We start from the raw sequence: 15713 nt of genomic DNA, 5'->3' as shown, positions 1-15713 counted from the left end.
TCGCTGCAGGGAAGCAGACGGCAGCCCTCGGGGCCCCTACGGGGTGGACCGACGGTAGGCCCGGGAACCGGCCGTGACCAGCACTTCCTGGTCACGGTTCGGACACACAACTAATTGGTTCCCGGGCGTACCGCTGCGTAGTCGCGGGGCCTCCGACGGCCCCGGGCATCAGCCGCGAACCAGGCTCCTCAGGACGTACGGGAGGATCCCGCCGTTGCGGTAGTAGTCGGCCTCCCCGGGCGTGTCGATCCGGACGTCGGCGTCGAAGCCGACCTCCTCGCCGGAGGTGCGGGTCGCCACCACCCGCACCGTGCGGGGCGTGGTGCCGTCGTTCAGGGCCGTCACGCCCGTCACCGCGAACGTCTCGGTGCCGTCGAGGCCGAGCGAGGACGCGGACTCCCCCGCCGGGAACTGCAGCGGCAGGACGCCCATCCCGATGAGGTTCGAGCGGTGGATCCGCTCGAAGCTCTCGGCCACGACGACCTTGACGCCCAGCAGCGCGGTGCCCTTGGCGGCCCAGTCCCGGCTCGACCCGGAGCCGTACTCCTTGCCGGCCAGCACGACCAGCGGGGTGCCGGCCGCCGCGTAGTGCTGCGCGGCGTCGTAGATGAACGCCTGCTCGCCGCCGGCGGTGAAGTCGCGGGTGTAGCCGCCGCTCACCCCGTCCAGCAGCAGGTTGCGCAGCCGGATGTTGGCGAACGTGCCGCGGATCATGACCTCGTGGTTGCCGCGCCGGGAGCCGAAGGAGTTGTAGTCGGTGCGCTGCACGCCGTGGGCGTCCAGGTAGGCCGCGGCCGGGGTGCCCGGCTTGATGGCGCCGGCGGGGCTGATGTGGTCGGTGGTGACGGAGTCGCCCAGCACGGCGAGCACCCGGGCGCCGGTGACGTCGGCGACCGGGGAGGTCTCCATCGTCATCCCGTCGAAGTACGGGGGCTTGCGGACGTAGGTCGACTCCGGGTCCCAGGCGAACCGGTCGCCGCTGGGTGTGGGCAGGGACTGCCAGCGCTCGTCCCCGGCGAACACGTCGGTGTACCCGGCGGTGAACATGCCCTCGGTGATGGTGGAGTCGATGACCTGCTGGATCTCCTCCGCGCTCGGCCACACGTCGGCGAGCATGACGTCGCCGCCGTCGGGGTCGGTGCCCAGGGGCTGGCTGTCGAAGTCGAAGTCCATGGTCCCGACGAGGGCGTAGGCCACCACCAGCGGCGGGCTGGCCAGGTAGTTCATCTTGACGTCGGGGTTGATCCGGCCCTCGAAGTTGCGGTTGCCGGACAGCACGCTGGTCACGGCCAGGTCGTTGGCCTGGACGGCCTCGCTCACCTCGACCGGCAGCGGCCCGGAGTTGCCGATGCACGTCGTGCAGCCGTAGCCGACGAGGTTGAAGCCCAGCTTGTCCAGGTACGGGGTCAGGCCGGCCTTGTCGTAGTAGTCCATGACGACCTTGCTGCCCGGGGCGAGCGACGTCTTGACCCACGGCCGGCTGGACAGGCCGCGCTCCACGGCCTTCTTGGCCAGCAGGGCCGCGGCGATCATGACGGACGGGTTGGACGTGTTCGTGCACGAGGTGATGGCGGCGATGACGACGGCGCCGTGGTCGATCTCGGTGGTGGTGCCGTCGGCCATGGTCACGGCCGTGACCCGGCTCGGCCGGTGCTGGGCCGGGACCGACCCCACGCCCGCGCCCGGGGCGGGCTCGTCGTCGGCGGCGCCGGGGCTCACGGCGGGCGCGTCCGAGGCCGGGAAGCTCTCGGCGGAGGACTGGTCGGTCATCGTGGTGACCCCGCCGTCGGCGGTGCCGTCGGTCCCGGCGTAGTCGGGCAGCACGGCCAGGAACTTCTCGCGCGCCTCGGACAGGGCGATCCGGTCCTGCGGGCGCTTGGGCCCGGCGATGCTCGGCACGACCTCCGAGAGGTCCATCTCGAGGTACTCGCTGAAGCGCGGCTCGACGTAGTCGGCCGCACCCGGGTCGTGCCACATGCCCTGGGCCCGGGCGTAGGCCTCGACCAGGGCGACCTGCTCCTCGCTGCGGCCGGTCAGGCGCAGGTACTCCGTGGTGACGGAGTCGATCGGGAAGATCGCGCAGGTGGAGCCGAACTCCGGGCTCATGTTGCCGATGGTGGCGCGGTTGGCGAGCGGGACGGCCGACACCGCGTCGCCGTAGAACTCGACGAACTTGCCGACGACGCCGTGCTGGCGCAGCCGCTCGGTGATCGTGAGCACGACGTCGGTGGCGGTGACCCCCACGGGGATCTGGCCGCTCAGCTTGAAGCCCACCACGCGCGGGATGAGCATCGACACGGGCTGGCCGAGCATGGCCGCCTCGGCCTCGATGCCGCCGACGCCCCAGCCGAGCACGCCGATGCCGTTGATCATGGTGGTGTGCGAGTCGGTGCCGACCAGGGTGTCCGGGTAGGCGACGGTGCGTCCGTCCACCTCGCGGGTCATCACGCCACGGGCCAGCCGCTCGAGGTTGACCTGGTGCACGATGCCCACGCCCGGGGGGACCACGACGAAGTCGCTGAACGCGCTCTGGCCCCAGCGCAGGAACTGGTACCGCTCCCGGTTGCGGTCGTACTCGATCGCCATGTTGAGCTCGAGCGAGTCCGCCTGGCCGAAGGAGTCGACGATGACCGAGTGGTCGATGACCAGCTCGGCGGGGGCCAGCGGGTTGATCCGGCCGGGGTCCCCACCCAGGTCGACCACGGCCTCACGCATGGTGGCCAGGTCGACGATGCACGGCACCCCGGTGAAGTCCTGCATGACCACGCGCGCGGGGCTGAACTGGATCTCGACGTCCGGGTCGGCGTCGGCCTGCCAGGCGCCCAGCGCCCGCACGGCGTCGGCGGTGACGTTGACGCCGTCCTCGGTGCGCAGCAGGTTCTCCAGCAGCACCTTGAGGCTGAACGGCAGGTCGGCGGAGCCCTCGACGGCGTCGAGCCGGAAGTAGTCGTAGGACCGGCCGCCGACCTCCAGGCTGTCACGGCTGTCGAAGGTGTTGGGGTGCTGTCCTGCGCTCATGGGCGTCCCTCTCGGCGTCGAGTGCGTGCATCGGGTCTGGGCTCCCGGCCCTCCATCCTGCCGCAGTCGCGGCGGGCCGGACAGCCAAAGTCTCTTGACGTCAAGATATCAGGTGGGGCCCTCGGGCGTGTAGAGGGCCACGCACTCCACGTGGTGGGTCATCGGGAACGCGTCGAGCGCCTCCAGCCGGCGCAACCGGTAGCCGTGCCCGGCCAGCAGCGCGGTGTCCCGACCGAGGGACGCCGGGTCGCAGGCGACCAGGACGACCGCACGGGGCCCGCGGGCGACCACCTGGTCGACGACTGCGGAACGGGCGCCGACGCGCGGCGGGTCCAGCACGACGACGTCGGCGCGGGCCGGCACGTCGGGTCCGCGCAGCGCGCGCTCGACCCGGTCGGCGACGACGCGGACCTGCGGTCGGTCGTGGACGTTGCGGCGCATGTCGGCCACCGCCCCCCGGTCGGACTCCACCGCGACCAGCTCGCCGCGGTCCCCCAGGTCGTGGGCCAGGGCGAGGGTGAACAGCCCCGCCCCGGCGTACAGGTCCAGGACGGTGTCACCCGGTCGGACGCCCGCCCACCGCCGGACCAGGGCGACGAACGTCTCGGCCGCCGCGGGGTGGACCTGCCAGAACCCGTCGACACCCACCCGCAGGCGCCCGGCCCCGGCGACGTCGTGCCGGACCCAGGTCCGGCCGGCCACCCGGACCCCGCGGTCGGAGGGCCCGCCCACCAGGCCGAGGGTGTCCACGCGGGGCAGGCGCACCCGCTGTGGTCCGTGCTCGGCCCGGACCACGCTGCCGTCGTCGCCGGACGACACCGACACCGAGGAGACCCCCGGCCAGGGCAGCCGGGTGACCCCGGTGGCGTCGACCTCGTCGGTCACCAACGGGCAGCGCTCGACCGGCAGCACGTCGTGGCTGCGGTGACGGTGGAAGCCGGGCCGGCCCTGCCGGTCGACGGCGTACCGCACCCGGGTGCGCCAGCCCAGGCCGGTCTCCTCCCCCGGCGCCCGACCGGGTTCGGGCAGGGCCTGCACCACGAGGGGCCCGCCGAGGAGCTGCTCCGGGTCGACACCACCGAGGCGGACGAGCTGCTCGGTCACGACCTGCGCCTTGAGCCGGCGCTGCGCCGGCAGGCTCGCGTGCTGCAGGTCGCAGCCGCCGCACCCGCCCGGACGGGCGTGGGGGCAGGGCGGGACGACCCGGTCCGGCGACGCGTCGAGCACCTCGACGGCCTCGGCCCGCCAGAACCGGTCCCCCTCACCCGCGTCGGTGAGGCGGGCCAGCACCCGCTCGCCGGGCAGGGCGTGCCGGACGAACACCACGCGGCCGTCGGGCACGTCCCCGACCCGGGCGACGACGTGGCCGCCGTGCGCGAACGCCCCCGTCGTCAGCTCGACCAGGTCGTCCCCGCCGGCCCGCGGTGCGGGCTCGGTCGGCTGCTGGGCGCTCACGAGAGCGGCTCCCGGTCGCTGTCGGCGGCCCCGGCTCGCGTGGCCTCCTGCACCAGGGTGCGCTCCCCTGCGGCCCGGGCCGCCAGGTCGCCGTCGGCCAGCGTCGAGGCCAGCTGCCACGGCACGATGACCACCATGACGCCGGGGGTCGCGGCGAGCCGGGCGCGCAACCAGATGTTGGACCGGTTGTGCAGCACCGCCTCCCACCAGTGGGCCACGACGTACTCCGGCAGGAACACGGTGACGGCGTCCCTCGGCCCGCGGGCGCGCAGGGACCTGACGTGGTCCACCAGCGGACGGGTCACCTCGCGGTACGGGGAGTCCAGCACGCGCAGCGGCACCGTGATGCGGCGGCGGGCCCACTCCTGCGTGAGCTCCTGCGCGGCGGCCAGGTCCGAGGCCACCGTCACGGCCTCCAGGGTCGACGGCCGGGTGGCCCGCGCGTAGGCGATGGCCCGGGTGACGGGCCGGTGCAGGCGCGAGACCAGGACGACGGCGTGCACCCGGGCGGGCATGGTCTCGCCCAGGTCGTCGTCGGGCAGGGCCACCTCCACGGCCACCCGGTCGTAGTGGCGGTGGATGCGCTGCATGGCCAGGCCGAGGACGACCATCACCAGGACGGTGGCCCACGCGCCGTTGGGCACCTTGCTGACCAGCAGCACCAGCAGCACCGTGCCGGTGCACGTCGCGGCCACCACCGCCAGGCCCATCCCGGCGCGCGGGCCGCCGCGGGGGCCGCGCCAGCCGGGGCGGGTCCGCAACCACCAGTGCCGGGCCATCGCCACCTGCGCCAGCGTGAACGACGTGAACAGCCCGACCAGGTACAGGTCGAGCAGCGGCCCGACACGCGCCTCCAGGACCAGCAGCACACCCACCGCGCCCAGGGCCAGCACGAGGATGCCGTTGCTGTGGGCCAGCCGGTCGCCGCGCCGGGCCAGCTGGCGCGGCAGGTAGCCGGAGTCGGCCAGGGTGGCCGCCAGCAGCGGGAAGCCGTTGAACGCGCTGTTGGCCGCGGCCAGCAGGACCGCCACCGTCACCACCGCCACCAGGACCGCGCCGACGCTGCCGGGGCCGAACACGGCCTCCGCCAGCTGGGCGATGACCGTCTGCTGGGTGAACGTCTCGCAGGCGCGCGGCAGGCCCTCCAGGTCGCAGGCGTCGCGGGCCACGGTCACCCTGCTGATGACGGCCAGGGACACCACCCCGGCGATCAGGGCGATGGTCATGGCCCCCAGGCCGAACAGGGTCACCGCGGCGTTGCGGCCCTTGGGGCGGCGGAAGGCGGGCACCCCGTTGGCGATGGCGTCGACGCCCGCGAGGGCCGCGCCGCCCCCGGCGAACGCCCGCAGCACGATCAGGGCCAGCGCCAGGTTGGTCAGGTCGGGGTTGGGCACGACCTCGTACCCCGCGCTGGCCGCGACCGGGGCGTCCCCGGCGGCCCAGCGGACCAGGCCGGTCACGACCAGGGCGGCGATGACCAGCACGAAGGCGTACACCGGGAGCATGGCCGACCAGCCGGCCTCGTGGCGCCCGCGCAGGTTGACCACCATGACCAGCAGGACGGCGCCCACGGCCAGGGGGATCCGCGCGGAGTCCAGCCCCGGCAGGACCGAGACGAGGTTGTCGATCGCGGCGGCCGCGCTCACCGCCACCGTCAGCGTGTAGTCCACCAGCAGGGCCGCGGCGGCGACCAGGCCCGCGCGGGGGCCCAGGTTGCGCGAGGCCACCGCGAACGAGCCGCCGCCGCCCGGGTAGGCGCGCACGAGCGGGCCGTAGGAGATGACGACGACCGCCACCACGACGCACACCGCCAGGGCCACCTCGGGGGCCAGGACCAGGGTGGCCACCCCGCCCAGGGCGAGGATGACGAGCAGCTCCTGGGTCGCGTAGGCCACGGAGGAGACCGGGTCCGCGGCGAACACCGGCAGCGCGAGGCGCTTGGGCAGCAGGGTGTCGTCCTCGCGGCTGCTGGGTCGCGCCCGGCCCAGGAGCAGCCGCTTGGGCACGGACAGCAGCGACGTCACGCGCCGATGCTAGGCCCGTGCCCTGGCGTGCGGTGCCGGCGGCGCTACCGTGACGTCGTGCACTTCGTGGTGATGGGATGCGGACGGGTCGGCGCCCGGTTGGCGCACGACGTCGAGGAGCAGGGCCACTCGGTGGCCGTCATCGACTCCAACCCGGACTCGTTCCGGCGGCTGGGGCCGGACTTCTCCGGCCGGACGGTCGCCGGGATCGGCTTCGACCGCGACACGCTGCTGCGGGCCGGGATCGAGGAGGCGTACGCCTTCGCCGCCGTCAGCAGCGGCGACAACTCCAACATCATCTCCGCGCGGGTCGCGCGCGAGACGTACTCCGTCGCCCGGGTGGTCGCGCGCATCTACGACCCGGGCCGCGCCGAGGTGTACCGCCGGCTGGGCATAGCCACCGTCGCGACGGTCCCCTGGACCTCGCGGGAGATGATCGCCGAGCTGCTGCCGACCGACTCCGTCCCGCTGTGGACCGACGAGGGCACGCGGGTGGCGATGGTGGAGCTGTCCCCCCACGCGGGCTGGCTCGGCCGCCCCGTGCGCGAGCTCGAGGAGGCCGCTGACGTGCGGGTGGCGTACCTGACCCGGCTGGGGCACCCGGTCATCCCCCGCACCGACACCGTCCTGCAGGACGGGGACCGCGTCTTCGTGGTCGTCGAGCACTCCCGTCGACGCGCGGCCGTCGACGCGGCCGCCGCCGCGGTGGAGCGCGGCTGATGCGCGTCGTGATCGCCGGGGCGGGCAGCGTGGGCCGGTCCATCGCCCGGGAGCTGATCGGCAACGGTCACCAGGTGCTGCTCATCGACCGGCTGTCCAAGGCCGCACGCATGAAGGACACCCTCGAGCAGGCCGAGTTCCTGTACGCCGACGCCTGCGAGATCGAGACCCTCGACGAGGGCCGTCTGGACACCTGCGACGTGCTGGTGGCCGCGACGGGCGACGACAAGGTCAACCTGGTCGTGTCGCTGCTGGCCAAGACCGAGTACGGCGTCCCCCGTGTCGTGGCCCGGGTCAACAACCCGCGCAACGAGTGGCTCTTCGACGGCGCCTGGGGGGTCGACGTCGCCGTCTCCACGCCACGGCTGATGACGGCCCTGGTCGAGGAGGCCGTCGAGATCGGCGAGATGGTGCGGCTGTTCCAGCTGCAGCAGAGCTCGGCGTCATTGTTCGAGTTCACCGTCCCCGCGGGCTCCCCCGTGGCCGGCACGGTGATCCGGTCCATCACGCTGCCGGAGGACACGGTCCTCACGTGCATCGTGCGGGACCACCGGCCCATCGCCCCGTCCCCCGACGACACCGTCGAGGCCGGCGACGAGCTCATGCTGCTCACCACCCCCGACCAGGAGCAGCCGCTCGCGGCCCTGCTGGCGTCCTGGCGCAGCGACGAGGTCACCGGGCGGCGCTAGGCGGGCGGCTCGGTCGTCAGGCCGGCTGCTCGTCCTGGCTGAGGACCTCGTCCTCGTCGGTGATCGGGGTCCGCCCCGCCGCCAGCAGGCCGCCGATGATCAGCACCGACACCCCGAGCAACGGCCAGCCCAGGACGATCTTGGACGCGCCGAGGACGACCACCGACCCCGCCAGGTACAGCGGCAGCTGCACGACGACCCGGATCACGTAGTTGGCCAGCAGGACGCCCGTGAGCTTCTGGAACAGCAGCCGCACGCCACGACGCCGCCGCCAGCCGGTCGCGTCACCGGTCACGGCGCCGAACAGGAACCCGACGACCGGCCAGCCGGTGACCATCGACACACCGAACACGACCGCCAGGGCCGCGTTGTAGAGGATCCCCGGCAGGAAGAAGTCGCTGGCGTTGCCGGTGCGGGTGGCGACCACGGCGGCGATCACCAGGCCCATCACCCCGGACAGGACGTGCACCAGGGTCTGGCGCTGCAGCAGGCGCAGCAGCACGAACACGCCCAGCCCCCCGGCGGCCACGACGATCGAGGTCCGCAGCTCGTCGGTCAGGGCCCAGGACACCACGAAGAGCAGGATCGGGACGGCGGCCTCCAGCGTGCCGCGCCAGCCCCCCAGCGCCTTGAGGAGCTCGGTCCGGACGACCTCCTCGACGGTGGTCGGCGCCGGGGCCCCGTCCTCGTCGTCGGGGCGGGTGGGCTCCACGGTCACGAGCGGAGCGGGAGCAGCTCGTAGGACGGGTTGTAGATCACCCGGGTGCCACCGCTGCAGTGGCTGACGGTGCCGGTCACCTTGAGCTGGCGGCCGGGCTCGATGCCGGCGATGGCGCTGCGGCCGATCCAGCGCAGCCGCACCGTCCCGGAGCCGTCGAACAGCTCCGCCTCCACCGTGCAGGACGTGGCGGCCGGCTCCACGGTGACCGAGCGGAGCGTGCCGCACAGGGTCGCGCGGCACCGGTCCGGCAGCGACGTGACCGGGGTGCCGCCGTGGCGCCCGGAGGTCTCGGCCTGACGCCGGGCGGCCACCTCGTCGTCGCTGCGCGTCAGGGACGACAGCGCGCTCCGCCAGCTGCGATCGCTCATGTGTCGAGACTACGACCGCCGACGGGGTGCTCGTGCACGTGAGGCCGGAGCGTCATCGGTCGCCGTCGGCGGCCCCGCCCGCGTCACCGTCCACGGCCGGCGCCGTCGCCGGCCGGTCCGGGACCGGCTGCCCGGCCTCGGGCCCGGCGAGCCCCGGCTGCGCGGCGGCGGACCGGGTCCCCTCCGTCGGGCCGACGCGACGCGCCGACTCCGGCACCCGCAGCCGCAGCGGCTCGCGGGGGGCCATCGGGTCGGTGCCACGCACCACGACCGTGGTCCGGACCAGGTCCTCCAGGTCGCCGCCGCGGGCGCGGGAGGCCAGCTCCTCGGGCAGGGTGGCCCCCACCGACTGGAGCACCTCGGGTCCGCTGAACACCGCCCGGACGAACCAGCGGGGCCCGTCGACCCCGCAGAAGCGCTGCACCTGGAGCACCTTGCGGCCGTCGGGCAGGGTCGTGGGGACCCGCGCCACCAGCTCGGTGCCGAAGCTGCCCTCGCGTTCCTCCGTCGAGCCACCGCCGGACGCGACGGCGGCCGCGATCTCCGGCCGCACCTCGTCCCAGACCCCGGCGCTGCGGGGGGCGGCGAACGCCGTGAGCTGCACCGAGGAGGCGTCCGCCTGCACGGTCACCGCGGCGACGTTGCCCGAGGTCTTGTCCACGTCGAGCCGGATCTTGAGGTCCTTGCGGGCCGGGAGCCGCAGCGCACCCAGGTCCAGCACGCCCTCGGTGGGGGCCGCGGGGTCCCGGGAGTCCATCGGCCCGGTCTCGGGCGAGACGACCTGCTCGGCGGTCGCCGGGTCCGGCTCGCTGGGGTCGGGGCGGGTCCTGCCGCTCCAGAAGGGGCTCACTGGTGTCCTCCGTTGTCTGCGCCCGACGCGGGGTGGGTCGGGGCGCTCGTGTCCGTACGTCGGTCGGTACCGGTCGGGCCGGTCGCACGCGTGGCCACCACGGCCCCGGTCCCGGTGGAGCCGAAGCCGTGCTCGCCGCGGTCCGAGCCGGGCAGCCGGTCCACCTCCACCAGGTGCACCGTGGGCAGCGCCAGCACGACGAGCTGCGCCACGCGGTCCCCGGCCAGCAGCGTCACCGGCGTCGAGGTGTCGGTATTGAGCAGGGTCACCCGGATCTCGCCGCGGTAGCCGGCGTCCACCGTGCCGGGGGCGTTGAGCACCGTGACACCGTGACGGGCGGCCAGCCCGGACCGCGGCAGCACGAACGCCGCGGTGCCGGCGGGCAGGGCGACCGCCACCCCGGTCCCGACGGTGCGTCGCTCCCCGGGCGGCAGGGTGACCTCCTCGGTCGTCGTGAGGTCCAGCCCGGCGTCACCGGGGCGGGCGTGGGCCGGCCGGGGCACCCCGTCGGCGCGGCGCAGCAGGACGTGCACGTCCTCGCCGTCAGCCATGCGGCGGTCCGGCCACGGGTTCGTCCTGCTGCAGGTGCACCCGACGACTCTAGCCACGGCCGTGGCAGGCTGTTCCCGTGCGCACCGTCTATGTCGAACGACTGTGGCCCGCGGCCTGGGTCTGGGCCGGTGGTGTCCTCGTGGCCGCCACGCTGGGAGTCGTGTTCGTCCCGGCCACCAGCATCCCGACCGCGGTGGTGGTGGGTCTGCTGGCCCTGGTCGGCATGTTCCTGCTGCTGCGGTACTGGAGCCCGGTGCTGAAGGTCGTGGAGCCCGGGGAGGGCGCCGGCCTGTGGCTGCAGGCCGGCCAGGCGAGGATCCCGGCGGTGGCGCTCGGCGCCGCCGTGGCGCTGGACGCCGAGCAGATGCGCTCGGCCCTGGGCCCGGACCTGGACGCCCGCTCGCACCGCTGCATCCGGGGGTGGGTCGCGACCGGGGTCCGCCTGCCGGTGACCGACGTGCGCGACCCGGTGCCGTACTGGCTGGTCAGCAGCCGGGACCCCGCCGCGCTGGCCGCAGCCCTCGCGTCGGAGCCGGTCCCCCACGACGGCTGAGCGCCGGGACGTCGCGGTCGGTGCCGGCAGGCCGTCCCGGCACGTGCGGCGTGCGGTCGCACCCGCAGGCGCGACCGCACGTCACCGTCCGGGGTGTGCGCTCAGGCGCACTCGGAGCAGATGGGCAAGCCGTCCTTCTCGCCCGCGAGCTGGCTCCGGTGGTGGACCAGGAAGCAGGAGCCGCAGGTGAACTCGTCCTGCTGCGCCGGGAGGACCTGCACGGACAGGTCCTCGTTGGACAGGTCGGCACCGGGGAGCTCGAAGCCCTCCGCCGCATCGGTCTCGTCCTCGTCGACCTGTCCGGTCTTGGCATCGCCGCGACGAGCCTTGAGCTCCTCGATCGAGTCCTCGGAGTCCTCTTCGGTCTTGCGCGGTGCGTCGTAGTCGGTCGCCACTGGCGTCGTCACTCCACGTCTGGAAGTCGTCTGCCCCATCGGTCCCGTTGGGGCTGTCACGCCAACGCTCGCGGGCCGCGTTTGATGCCCGGAACGGTGGTGCGGCGCGGATTGTGCCCTACCTTGCCGTCGAGCACCACGTCGGGGTCACCCGCTGGACGTCCCGCAGCCGTCCCGCGGCGTCGTCCCTCAGTAGCCGGACGCCGTCACGGCGGCGCGCAGCGCGGCCGCGACGCCCGGCGCCGCGGCGACCAGCAGGTCGGCACCCGGGCGTCGGTCGTCACGTGCGGTCACCACGGCGCCGGCCTCGGCGGCGACCAGGGCGCCCGCCGCGTGGTCCCAGGGGTTGAGCCCGCGCTCGACGTGGGCGTCGAGGCGACCCGCGCCCACCATGCACAGGTCGACCGCGGCCGAGCCGATCCTCCGCACGTCCCGGACCTGCGGCAGCAGCCGGGCGACCGCGCGGGCCTGCTCGGCCCGGACCGCCGCGTCGTAGGCGAACCCGGTGCTCAGCAGGCAGGCGTCGAGGCTGGCGCAGGCGGAGGCCTGCAGCGCCGTGCCGTCGAGGTCGGCCCCGCCGCCGGCCGAGGCCGAGTACATCTGGTCCCGCTCGACGTCGTAGACGGCCCCGGCGAGCACCTGCCAGTGCTCCGGGTCGGGCGGGCCGGACACGACGGCCACGCTGACCGACCAGGTGCCGGTGTCGTAGAGGAAGTTGACGGTGCCGTCGAGCGGGTCGACCACCCAGGTGAGACCGCTCCGACCCGCCTCGCCCCCCTCCTCCTCGCCCAGGACGCCGTCGTCGGGGCGCGCCAGGGCCAGCAGGCGGCGCAGCTCGCGTTCCGAGGCCAGGTCGGCCGCGGTGACCACGTCGGTCCCGCTGGACTTGGTGCGGGCGACGGTGACGACGCCCCGGCGGTGCTCGCGCAGCACGGCCCCGGCCGCGCGGGCCAGGTCGCGGGCCAGGGCCCGCAGGTCCTCCGACGACGGGTGCTGCTCAGCCGCCGGCGACGCGGTCACCGGCCACCTCCGGCTGCTGCCAGTCGTCGCCGCACGCCGCCGGCTTGTCGGGCGTGCGCTGGTTGACGCAGCAGCCGACCGGGCAGACGGAGTGGCTGGGACCCCAGGGCCCCACGGCGGGCTGGGCGGGGGTCCCGCCGCGCGCCACCTCGGCCCGTTCCACCATGAGGTCGACCAGCTGGCCGACGAACTGCGGGGCGACCCCGACGGTCGCCGCCCGCTGGAAGGGCAGGTCGATCTCGGCCGCGGTCTCCTCGGCCTCGGTGTCGATGTCGAACTTCACCTCCATGTGGTCGGAGACGAACCCGACCGGGGACACCACGACCGCGGGCACCCCGGCGGCCTTGAGCGCCCGCAGGTGGTCGTTGACGTCGGGCTCGAGCCACGGCTGGGTGGGCGGTCCGGAGCGGGAGCAGTAGACGAGGTCCCACTGCGGCGTGGTGCCCAGCTCCTGGCCCGCCGCCGCGGCCACGGCCGCGCAGGTCTCGCGGTGCTGGGCGCTGTAGGCGCCGCCCTGCGGGCCGGACGCAGCCTCCATCACGTCGGGGACGGAGTGCGTGACGAACACCAGCCGGGCCTCGTCGCGCAGCTCCGGTGCCAGCCGACGGAAGGCGGCCACGACGCCGTCGGTGTTGGCCCCCACGAACCCCGGGGTGTTGAAGTAGTGGCGGACCTTGTCCACCGCGACCTGACGGCCCTCCTGCGCGAGCGCGATGACCGACGCGGCGACGTCCTCGCGGTACTGGCGGCAGCCGGAGTACGAGGAGTACGCCGAGGTGATGACGGCGAGCACCCGGCGGGCGCCGGCCTCGTGCGCCTCGCGCAGGGTGTCGGTCAGGTAGGGCGCCCAGTTGCGGTTGCCCCAGTACAGCGGCAGGTCGAGCCCGCGGGAGTCCAGGTCGGCCCGCAGGGCGTCCAGCAGGGCCCGGTTCTGGTCGTTGATGGGGCTCTTCCCGCCGAAGTGCAGGTAGTGCTCGGCGACGTCGGTGAGCCGCTCGCGGGGGATGCCGCGCCCGCGGGTCACGTTCTCCAGGAACGGCATCACGTCGTCGGGGCCCTCGGGACCACCGAAGGACAGCAGGAGCAGGGCGTCGTAGGGCCTGAGGTCGGCATCGGTCACACGCCCATCCTCCCCTGCGACCGCGGGGGTCGGCACGCCGGGCGTCGCAGACACACGGCCCGGCCTGCGCGACCGAGGTGCCCGGCGATGGCACAGTGCTGGGACGGATGCCCCTGCGACTGCAGGTCGCCGGCGTCGGGACGGAGGACCACGGATGGACACCCTGCGACTGGTGGAGGTCACCGCCGAGGGAGACCTCGTGCTGATGACGGGCGACGGTCGCCGGTTCTCGCTGTCGGTGGACGAGCAGGTGCGGTCGGCGGTGCGCCGCTCCCGCAACGGCACGCACGTCGCACCCACCTCCGACCGGCCGGGCCCGCGCGAGGTGCAGTCCCGGATCCGGGCGGGCGCCGACGCGGAGCAGGTGGCCCTGCAGACGGGCCTGGACGTGGACTACGTGCGTCGCTTCGAGGGGCCGGTGCTGGCCGAGCGGGCCCACGTGGCCGAGCTGGCCCAGGCCACGGCCGTGGACCGCGGCGGCGACCCGACCCTGACCCTGGAACGCGTCGTCCTGGACGTGCTGACGGGCGAGGGCCACGACGTGGACGACATCACCTGGGACTCCCGTCGTAGCGACGGCACCCGCTGGGAGGTCGTCGTGGTCGCCGGGGCCGGCACCACCCGCAGCCAGGCCACCTGGGCCTTCGACACCAGCACCCGCTCCCTGGAGCCGGTGGACGGCGAGGCCGAGCGGCTCACCGGGGTCGAACGACGTCGCCGGCTGAGCGCGGTGCGCGACACGGTCTTCGACGTCGAGCGACCCGCGGCCACGGCCCCGCGCGGCGGCACGGTCGACCTGCTGGACGCCCTGGCCCGTCAGCGGGGCCGACGCCCCGTCCCCGCCGTGGACACCCCCGCTGGCTCCGGGGCCCCTCACGCCGAGGCCTCCGCCGCCGAGCAGGCGACCGGGTCCGACACCACCGGGTCCGACACCACCGGGTCCGACACCACCGGGTCCGACACCACCGGGTCCGACACCACCGGGTCCGACACCACCGGGTCCGACACCACCGGGTCCGACACCACCGGGTCCGACACCAGCGGGCCGCAGCCCGGGACGGGCGCCCCCGGGACCGGGCGCGGCCACGACGCCACCCAGACGTCGGACGGCCACGACGGCGAGCCGGACCACGACGACGCCCCCGAGCAGCCGGGCGCGCAGCCCGGCGGCCCCGACCAGGAGCAGGCCGGGAGCGCTGCCGCTCCGGTGGTGCAGGTGGGCACGGGGGCCGCCGGAGCGGGCCCCGGCGCCGGCCGCCGTGGCCGCGACGACGAGAACGGCCGCGAGGTCAGCATCGAGCCCGACCTGCTCACCGAGCTCGACCTGGACCGCGACGCGGTCCCGAGCAGCACCCCGGTGGTGCGGGCGACGCCCGTGGCCGCGGGCGAGCGCCGTTCGCGGCGGGCGCGACGCTCCGCCGTCCCCAGCTGGGACGAGATCGTGTTCGGCGCCAAGCGCGAGGACGGCTGAGCGTCCTGCTCGGTGGGGCGGACCGGCTCAGGTCGCCTCGAGCGTGACCGCGAGCTGGGCCTGGGGGTCGATCGGGCACTGGTCCGGGGCCCAGGGCAGCACGTCGGGCGACAGGCTCGCCGCCCGGGCCGCGGACGCGGTCATCCGTCGCATGAAGTGCCGGCGGCAGAGGACCTCGTAGGCGACCTCGGTCTCCTCCACGCCGGGAGCGCTGGTGACGTCTCCCACCACCACCTGCGCGCCGTCCACGACCATCCGCCCGTCCACGGTCCGGGCGTTGTGGGTCCCCCGCGAGCCGCACCAGCACAGCGCGGCCACCTGCAGGGCCTCGACCCGGTCCGCCAGCTCGACCAGGCGCTGGGAGCCGGGGAACAGCTTGGCCCGGAAGTCGCTGGTGATGCCGAAGGTGAACACGTCGACGTCGAGCTCGTCGACCACGCGCGCCAGCTGGTCCACCTGGGCCGGGGTGTAGAACTGCGCCTCGTCGCAGACCAGGTAGTCGGTGCGCCGGCCCGCGAGGCGCTCCTCGACCACGGCCTGCCACAGGTCGTCGCCGTCGTCCACCTCACGGGCCGGACGCTCAAGGCCGAGGCGGCTGGACAGCAGGCCCCGACCGGCCCGGTCACGACGGGTGAACAGCAGGCCGACGAGCCCGCGGGCCGCGCGGGTGTGGTCGACCTGCAGCGCCAACGTCGACTTGCCGGAGTCCATGGTGCCGCAGAAGAACACCAGCTCGGCCATGGACGGCGACGCTACC

14 protein-coding genes and 1 pseudogene are annotated in these 15713 nt (G+C 74.6%); 4 read left to right on the top strand and 11 right to left on the bottom strand.

Features of this window, described 5'->3' with window-relative positions:
- Positions 1-168: 168 nt before the first annotated feature.
- From ACR80Q_RS11035 to ACR80Q_RS11025, 3 genes are all read right to left on the bottom strand, one after another.
- A complete protein-coding gene (locus ACR80Q_RS11035; protein WP_435377662.1) occupies positions 169-3018 on the bottom strand; it encodes an aconitate hydratase in 2850 nt (949 codons plus the stop codon).
- Between the two features lie 108 nt (positions 3019-3126).
- Complete coding sequence (locus ACR80Q_RS11030) at positions 3127-4473, bottom strand: class I SAM-dependent RNA methyltransferase (RefSeq protein WP_435377661.1); 1347 nt, start codon at positions 4471-4473, stop codon at positions 3127-3129.
- Positions 4470-6497, bottom strand: a complete 2028-nt coding sequence (locus tag ACR80Q_RS11025) for an APC family permease (protein WP_435377660.1) — start codon at positions 6495-6497, stop codon at positions 4470-4472. Before ACR80Q_RS11025 ends, ACR80Q_RS11030 begins: the two co-directional genes overlap by 4 nt.
- 57 nt (positions 6498-6554) lie before the next feature.
- Between ACR80Q_RS11025 and ACR80Q_RS11020 the strand changes: the two genes are divergently transcribed.
- Entirely contained in the window at positions 6555-7217 is a 663-nt protein-coding gene (locus ACR80Q_RS11020) for a potassium channel family protein (RefSeq protein WP_435377659.1), read from the top strand.
- Complete coding sequence (locus tag ACR80Q_RS11015) at positions 7217-7906, top strand: potassium channel family protein (protein ID WP_435377658.1); 690 nt, start codon at positions 7217-7219, stop codon at positions 7904-7906. Before ACR80Q_RS11020 ends, ACR80Q_RS11015 begins: the two co-directional genes overlap by 1 nt.
- A 16-nt stretch (positions 7907-7922) precedes the next feature.
- On the opposite strand, the gene ACR80Q_RS11010 is transcribed toward ACR80Q_RS11015, so the two are convergent.
- The 4 genes and pseudogenes from ACR80Q_RS11010 to dut all read right to left on the bottom strand — a co-directional run.
- Positions 7923-8624, bottom strand: a complete 702-nt coding sequence (locus tag ACR80Q_RS11010) for a DUF3159 domain-containing protein (protein WP_435377657.1) — start codon at positions 8622-8624, stop codon at positions 7923-7925.
- On the bottom strand, positions 8621-8995 hold the full coding sequence (locus ACR80Q_RS11005; RefSeq protein WP_435377656.1) for an OB-fold nucleic acid binding domain-containing protein: 375 nt from the start codon (positions 8993-8995) through the stop codon (positions 8621-8623). Before ACR80Q_RS11005 ends, ACR80Q_RS11010 begins: the two co-directional genes overlap by 4 nt.
- Positions 8996-9047: 52 nt before the next feature.
- On the bottom strand, positions 9048-9845 hold the full coding sequence (locus tag ACR80Q_RS11000; RefSeq protein ID WP_435377655.1) for a DUF3710 domain-containing protein: 798 nt from the start codon (positions 9843-9845) through the stop codon (positions 9048-9050).
- A 92-nt stretch (positions 9846-9937) separates the two neighbouring features.
- A pseudogene (gene dut / locus ACR80Q_RS10995) lies at positions 9938-10396 on the bottom strand (dUTP diphosphatase); the annotation flags it as partial.
- Between the two features lie 77 nt (positions 10397-10473).
- Here dut and ACR80Q_RS10990 point away from each other — a divergent pair.
- Positions 10474-10950: a DUF3093 domain-containing protein gene (locus ACR80Q_RS10990; RefSeq protein WP_435377654.1), complete on the top strand. Its 477-nt coding sequence runs from the start codon at positions 10474-10476 to the stop codon at positions 10948-10950.
- A 101-nt stretch (positions 10951-11051) separates the two neighbouring features.
- Here the strand turns inward: ACR80Q_RS10990 and ACR80Q_RS10985 are convergent, their stop codons facing one another.
- From ACR80Q_RS10985 to ACR80Q_RS10975, 3 genes are all read right to left on the bottom strand, one after another.
- Positions 11052-11345 (bottom strand): DUF4193 domain-containing protein, encoded by a 294-nt coding sequence (locus ACR80Q_RS10985; RefSeq protein ID WP_435377795.1) that lies wholly within the window; start codon positions 11343-11345, stop codon positions 11052-11054.
- A gap of 189 nt (positions 11346-11534) precedes the next feature.
- Complete coding sequence (locus tag ACR80Q_RS10980; protein WP_435377653.1) at positions 11535-12365, bottom strand: inositol monophosphatase family protein; 831 nt, start codon at positions 12363-12365, stop codon at positions 11535-11537.
- Complete coding sequence (locus tag ACR80Q_RS10975; protein WP_435377652.1) at positions 12343-13485, bottom strand: ferrochelatase; 1143 nt, start codon at positions 13483-13485, stop codon at positions 12343-12345. The genes ACR80Q_RS10980 and ACR80Q_RS10975 overlap by 23 nt, the downstream gene beginning before the upstream one ends.
- 154 nt (positions 13486-13639) lie before the next feature.
- On the opposite strand from ACR80Q_RS10975, the gene sepH reads away from it, so the two are divergent.
- On the top strand, positions 13640-14956 hold the full coding sequence (sepH, locus tag ACR80Q_RS10970) for a septation protein SepH (protein WP_435377651.1): 1317 nt from the start codon (positions 13640-13642) through the stop codon (positions 14954-14956).
- Between the two features lie 27 nt (positions 14957-14983).
- Here the strand turns inward: sepH and ACR80Q_RS10965 are convergent, their stop codons facing one another.
- Entirely contained in the window at positions 14984-15697 is a 714-nt protein-coding gene (locus ACR80Q_RS10965; RefSeq protein ID WP_435377650.1) for a thymidine kinase, read from the bottom strand.
- Positions 15698-15713: the final 16 nt, after the last annotated feature.

Source organism: Aquipuribacter aurantiacus (assembly GCF_051216895.1).
GTDB lineage: Bacteria > Actinomycetota > Actinomycetes > Actinomycetales > JBBAYJ01 > Aquipuribacter.
Note: the sequence above shows the minus strand (reverse complement) of the source record. Positions and strands in the feature narration are given on the sequence as shown.

Coding starts and splice junctions, on each gene's coding strand:
- ACR80Q_RS11005 (WP_435377656.1), bottom strand. CDS start 8,995: ATGAGCGATCGCAGCTGGCGGAGCGCGCTGTCGTCCCTGACGCGCAGC.
- ACR80Q_RS11015 (WP_435377658.1), top strand. CDS start 7,217: ATGCGCGTCGTGATCGCCGGGGCGGGCAGCGTGGGCCGGTCCATCGCC.
- ACR80Q_RS10965 (WP_435377650.1), bottom strand. CDS start 15,697: ATGGCCGAGCTGGTGTTCTTCTGCGGCACCATGGACTCCGGCAAGTCG.
- ACR80Q_RS11035 (WP_435377662.1), bottom strand. CDS start 3,018: ATGAGCGCAGGACAGCACCCCAACACCTTCGACAGCCGTGACAGCCTG.
- sepH (WP_435377651.1), top strand. CDS start 13,640: ATGGACACCCTGCGACTGGTGGAGGTCACCGCCGAGGGAGACCTCGTG.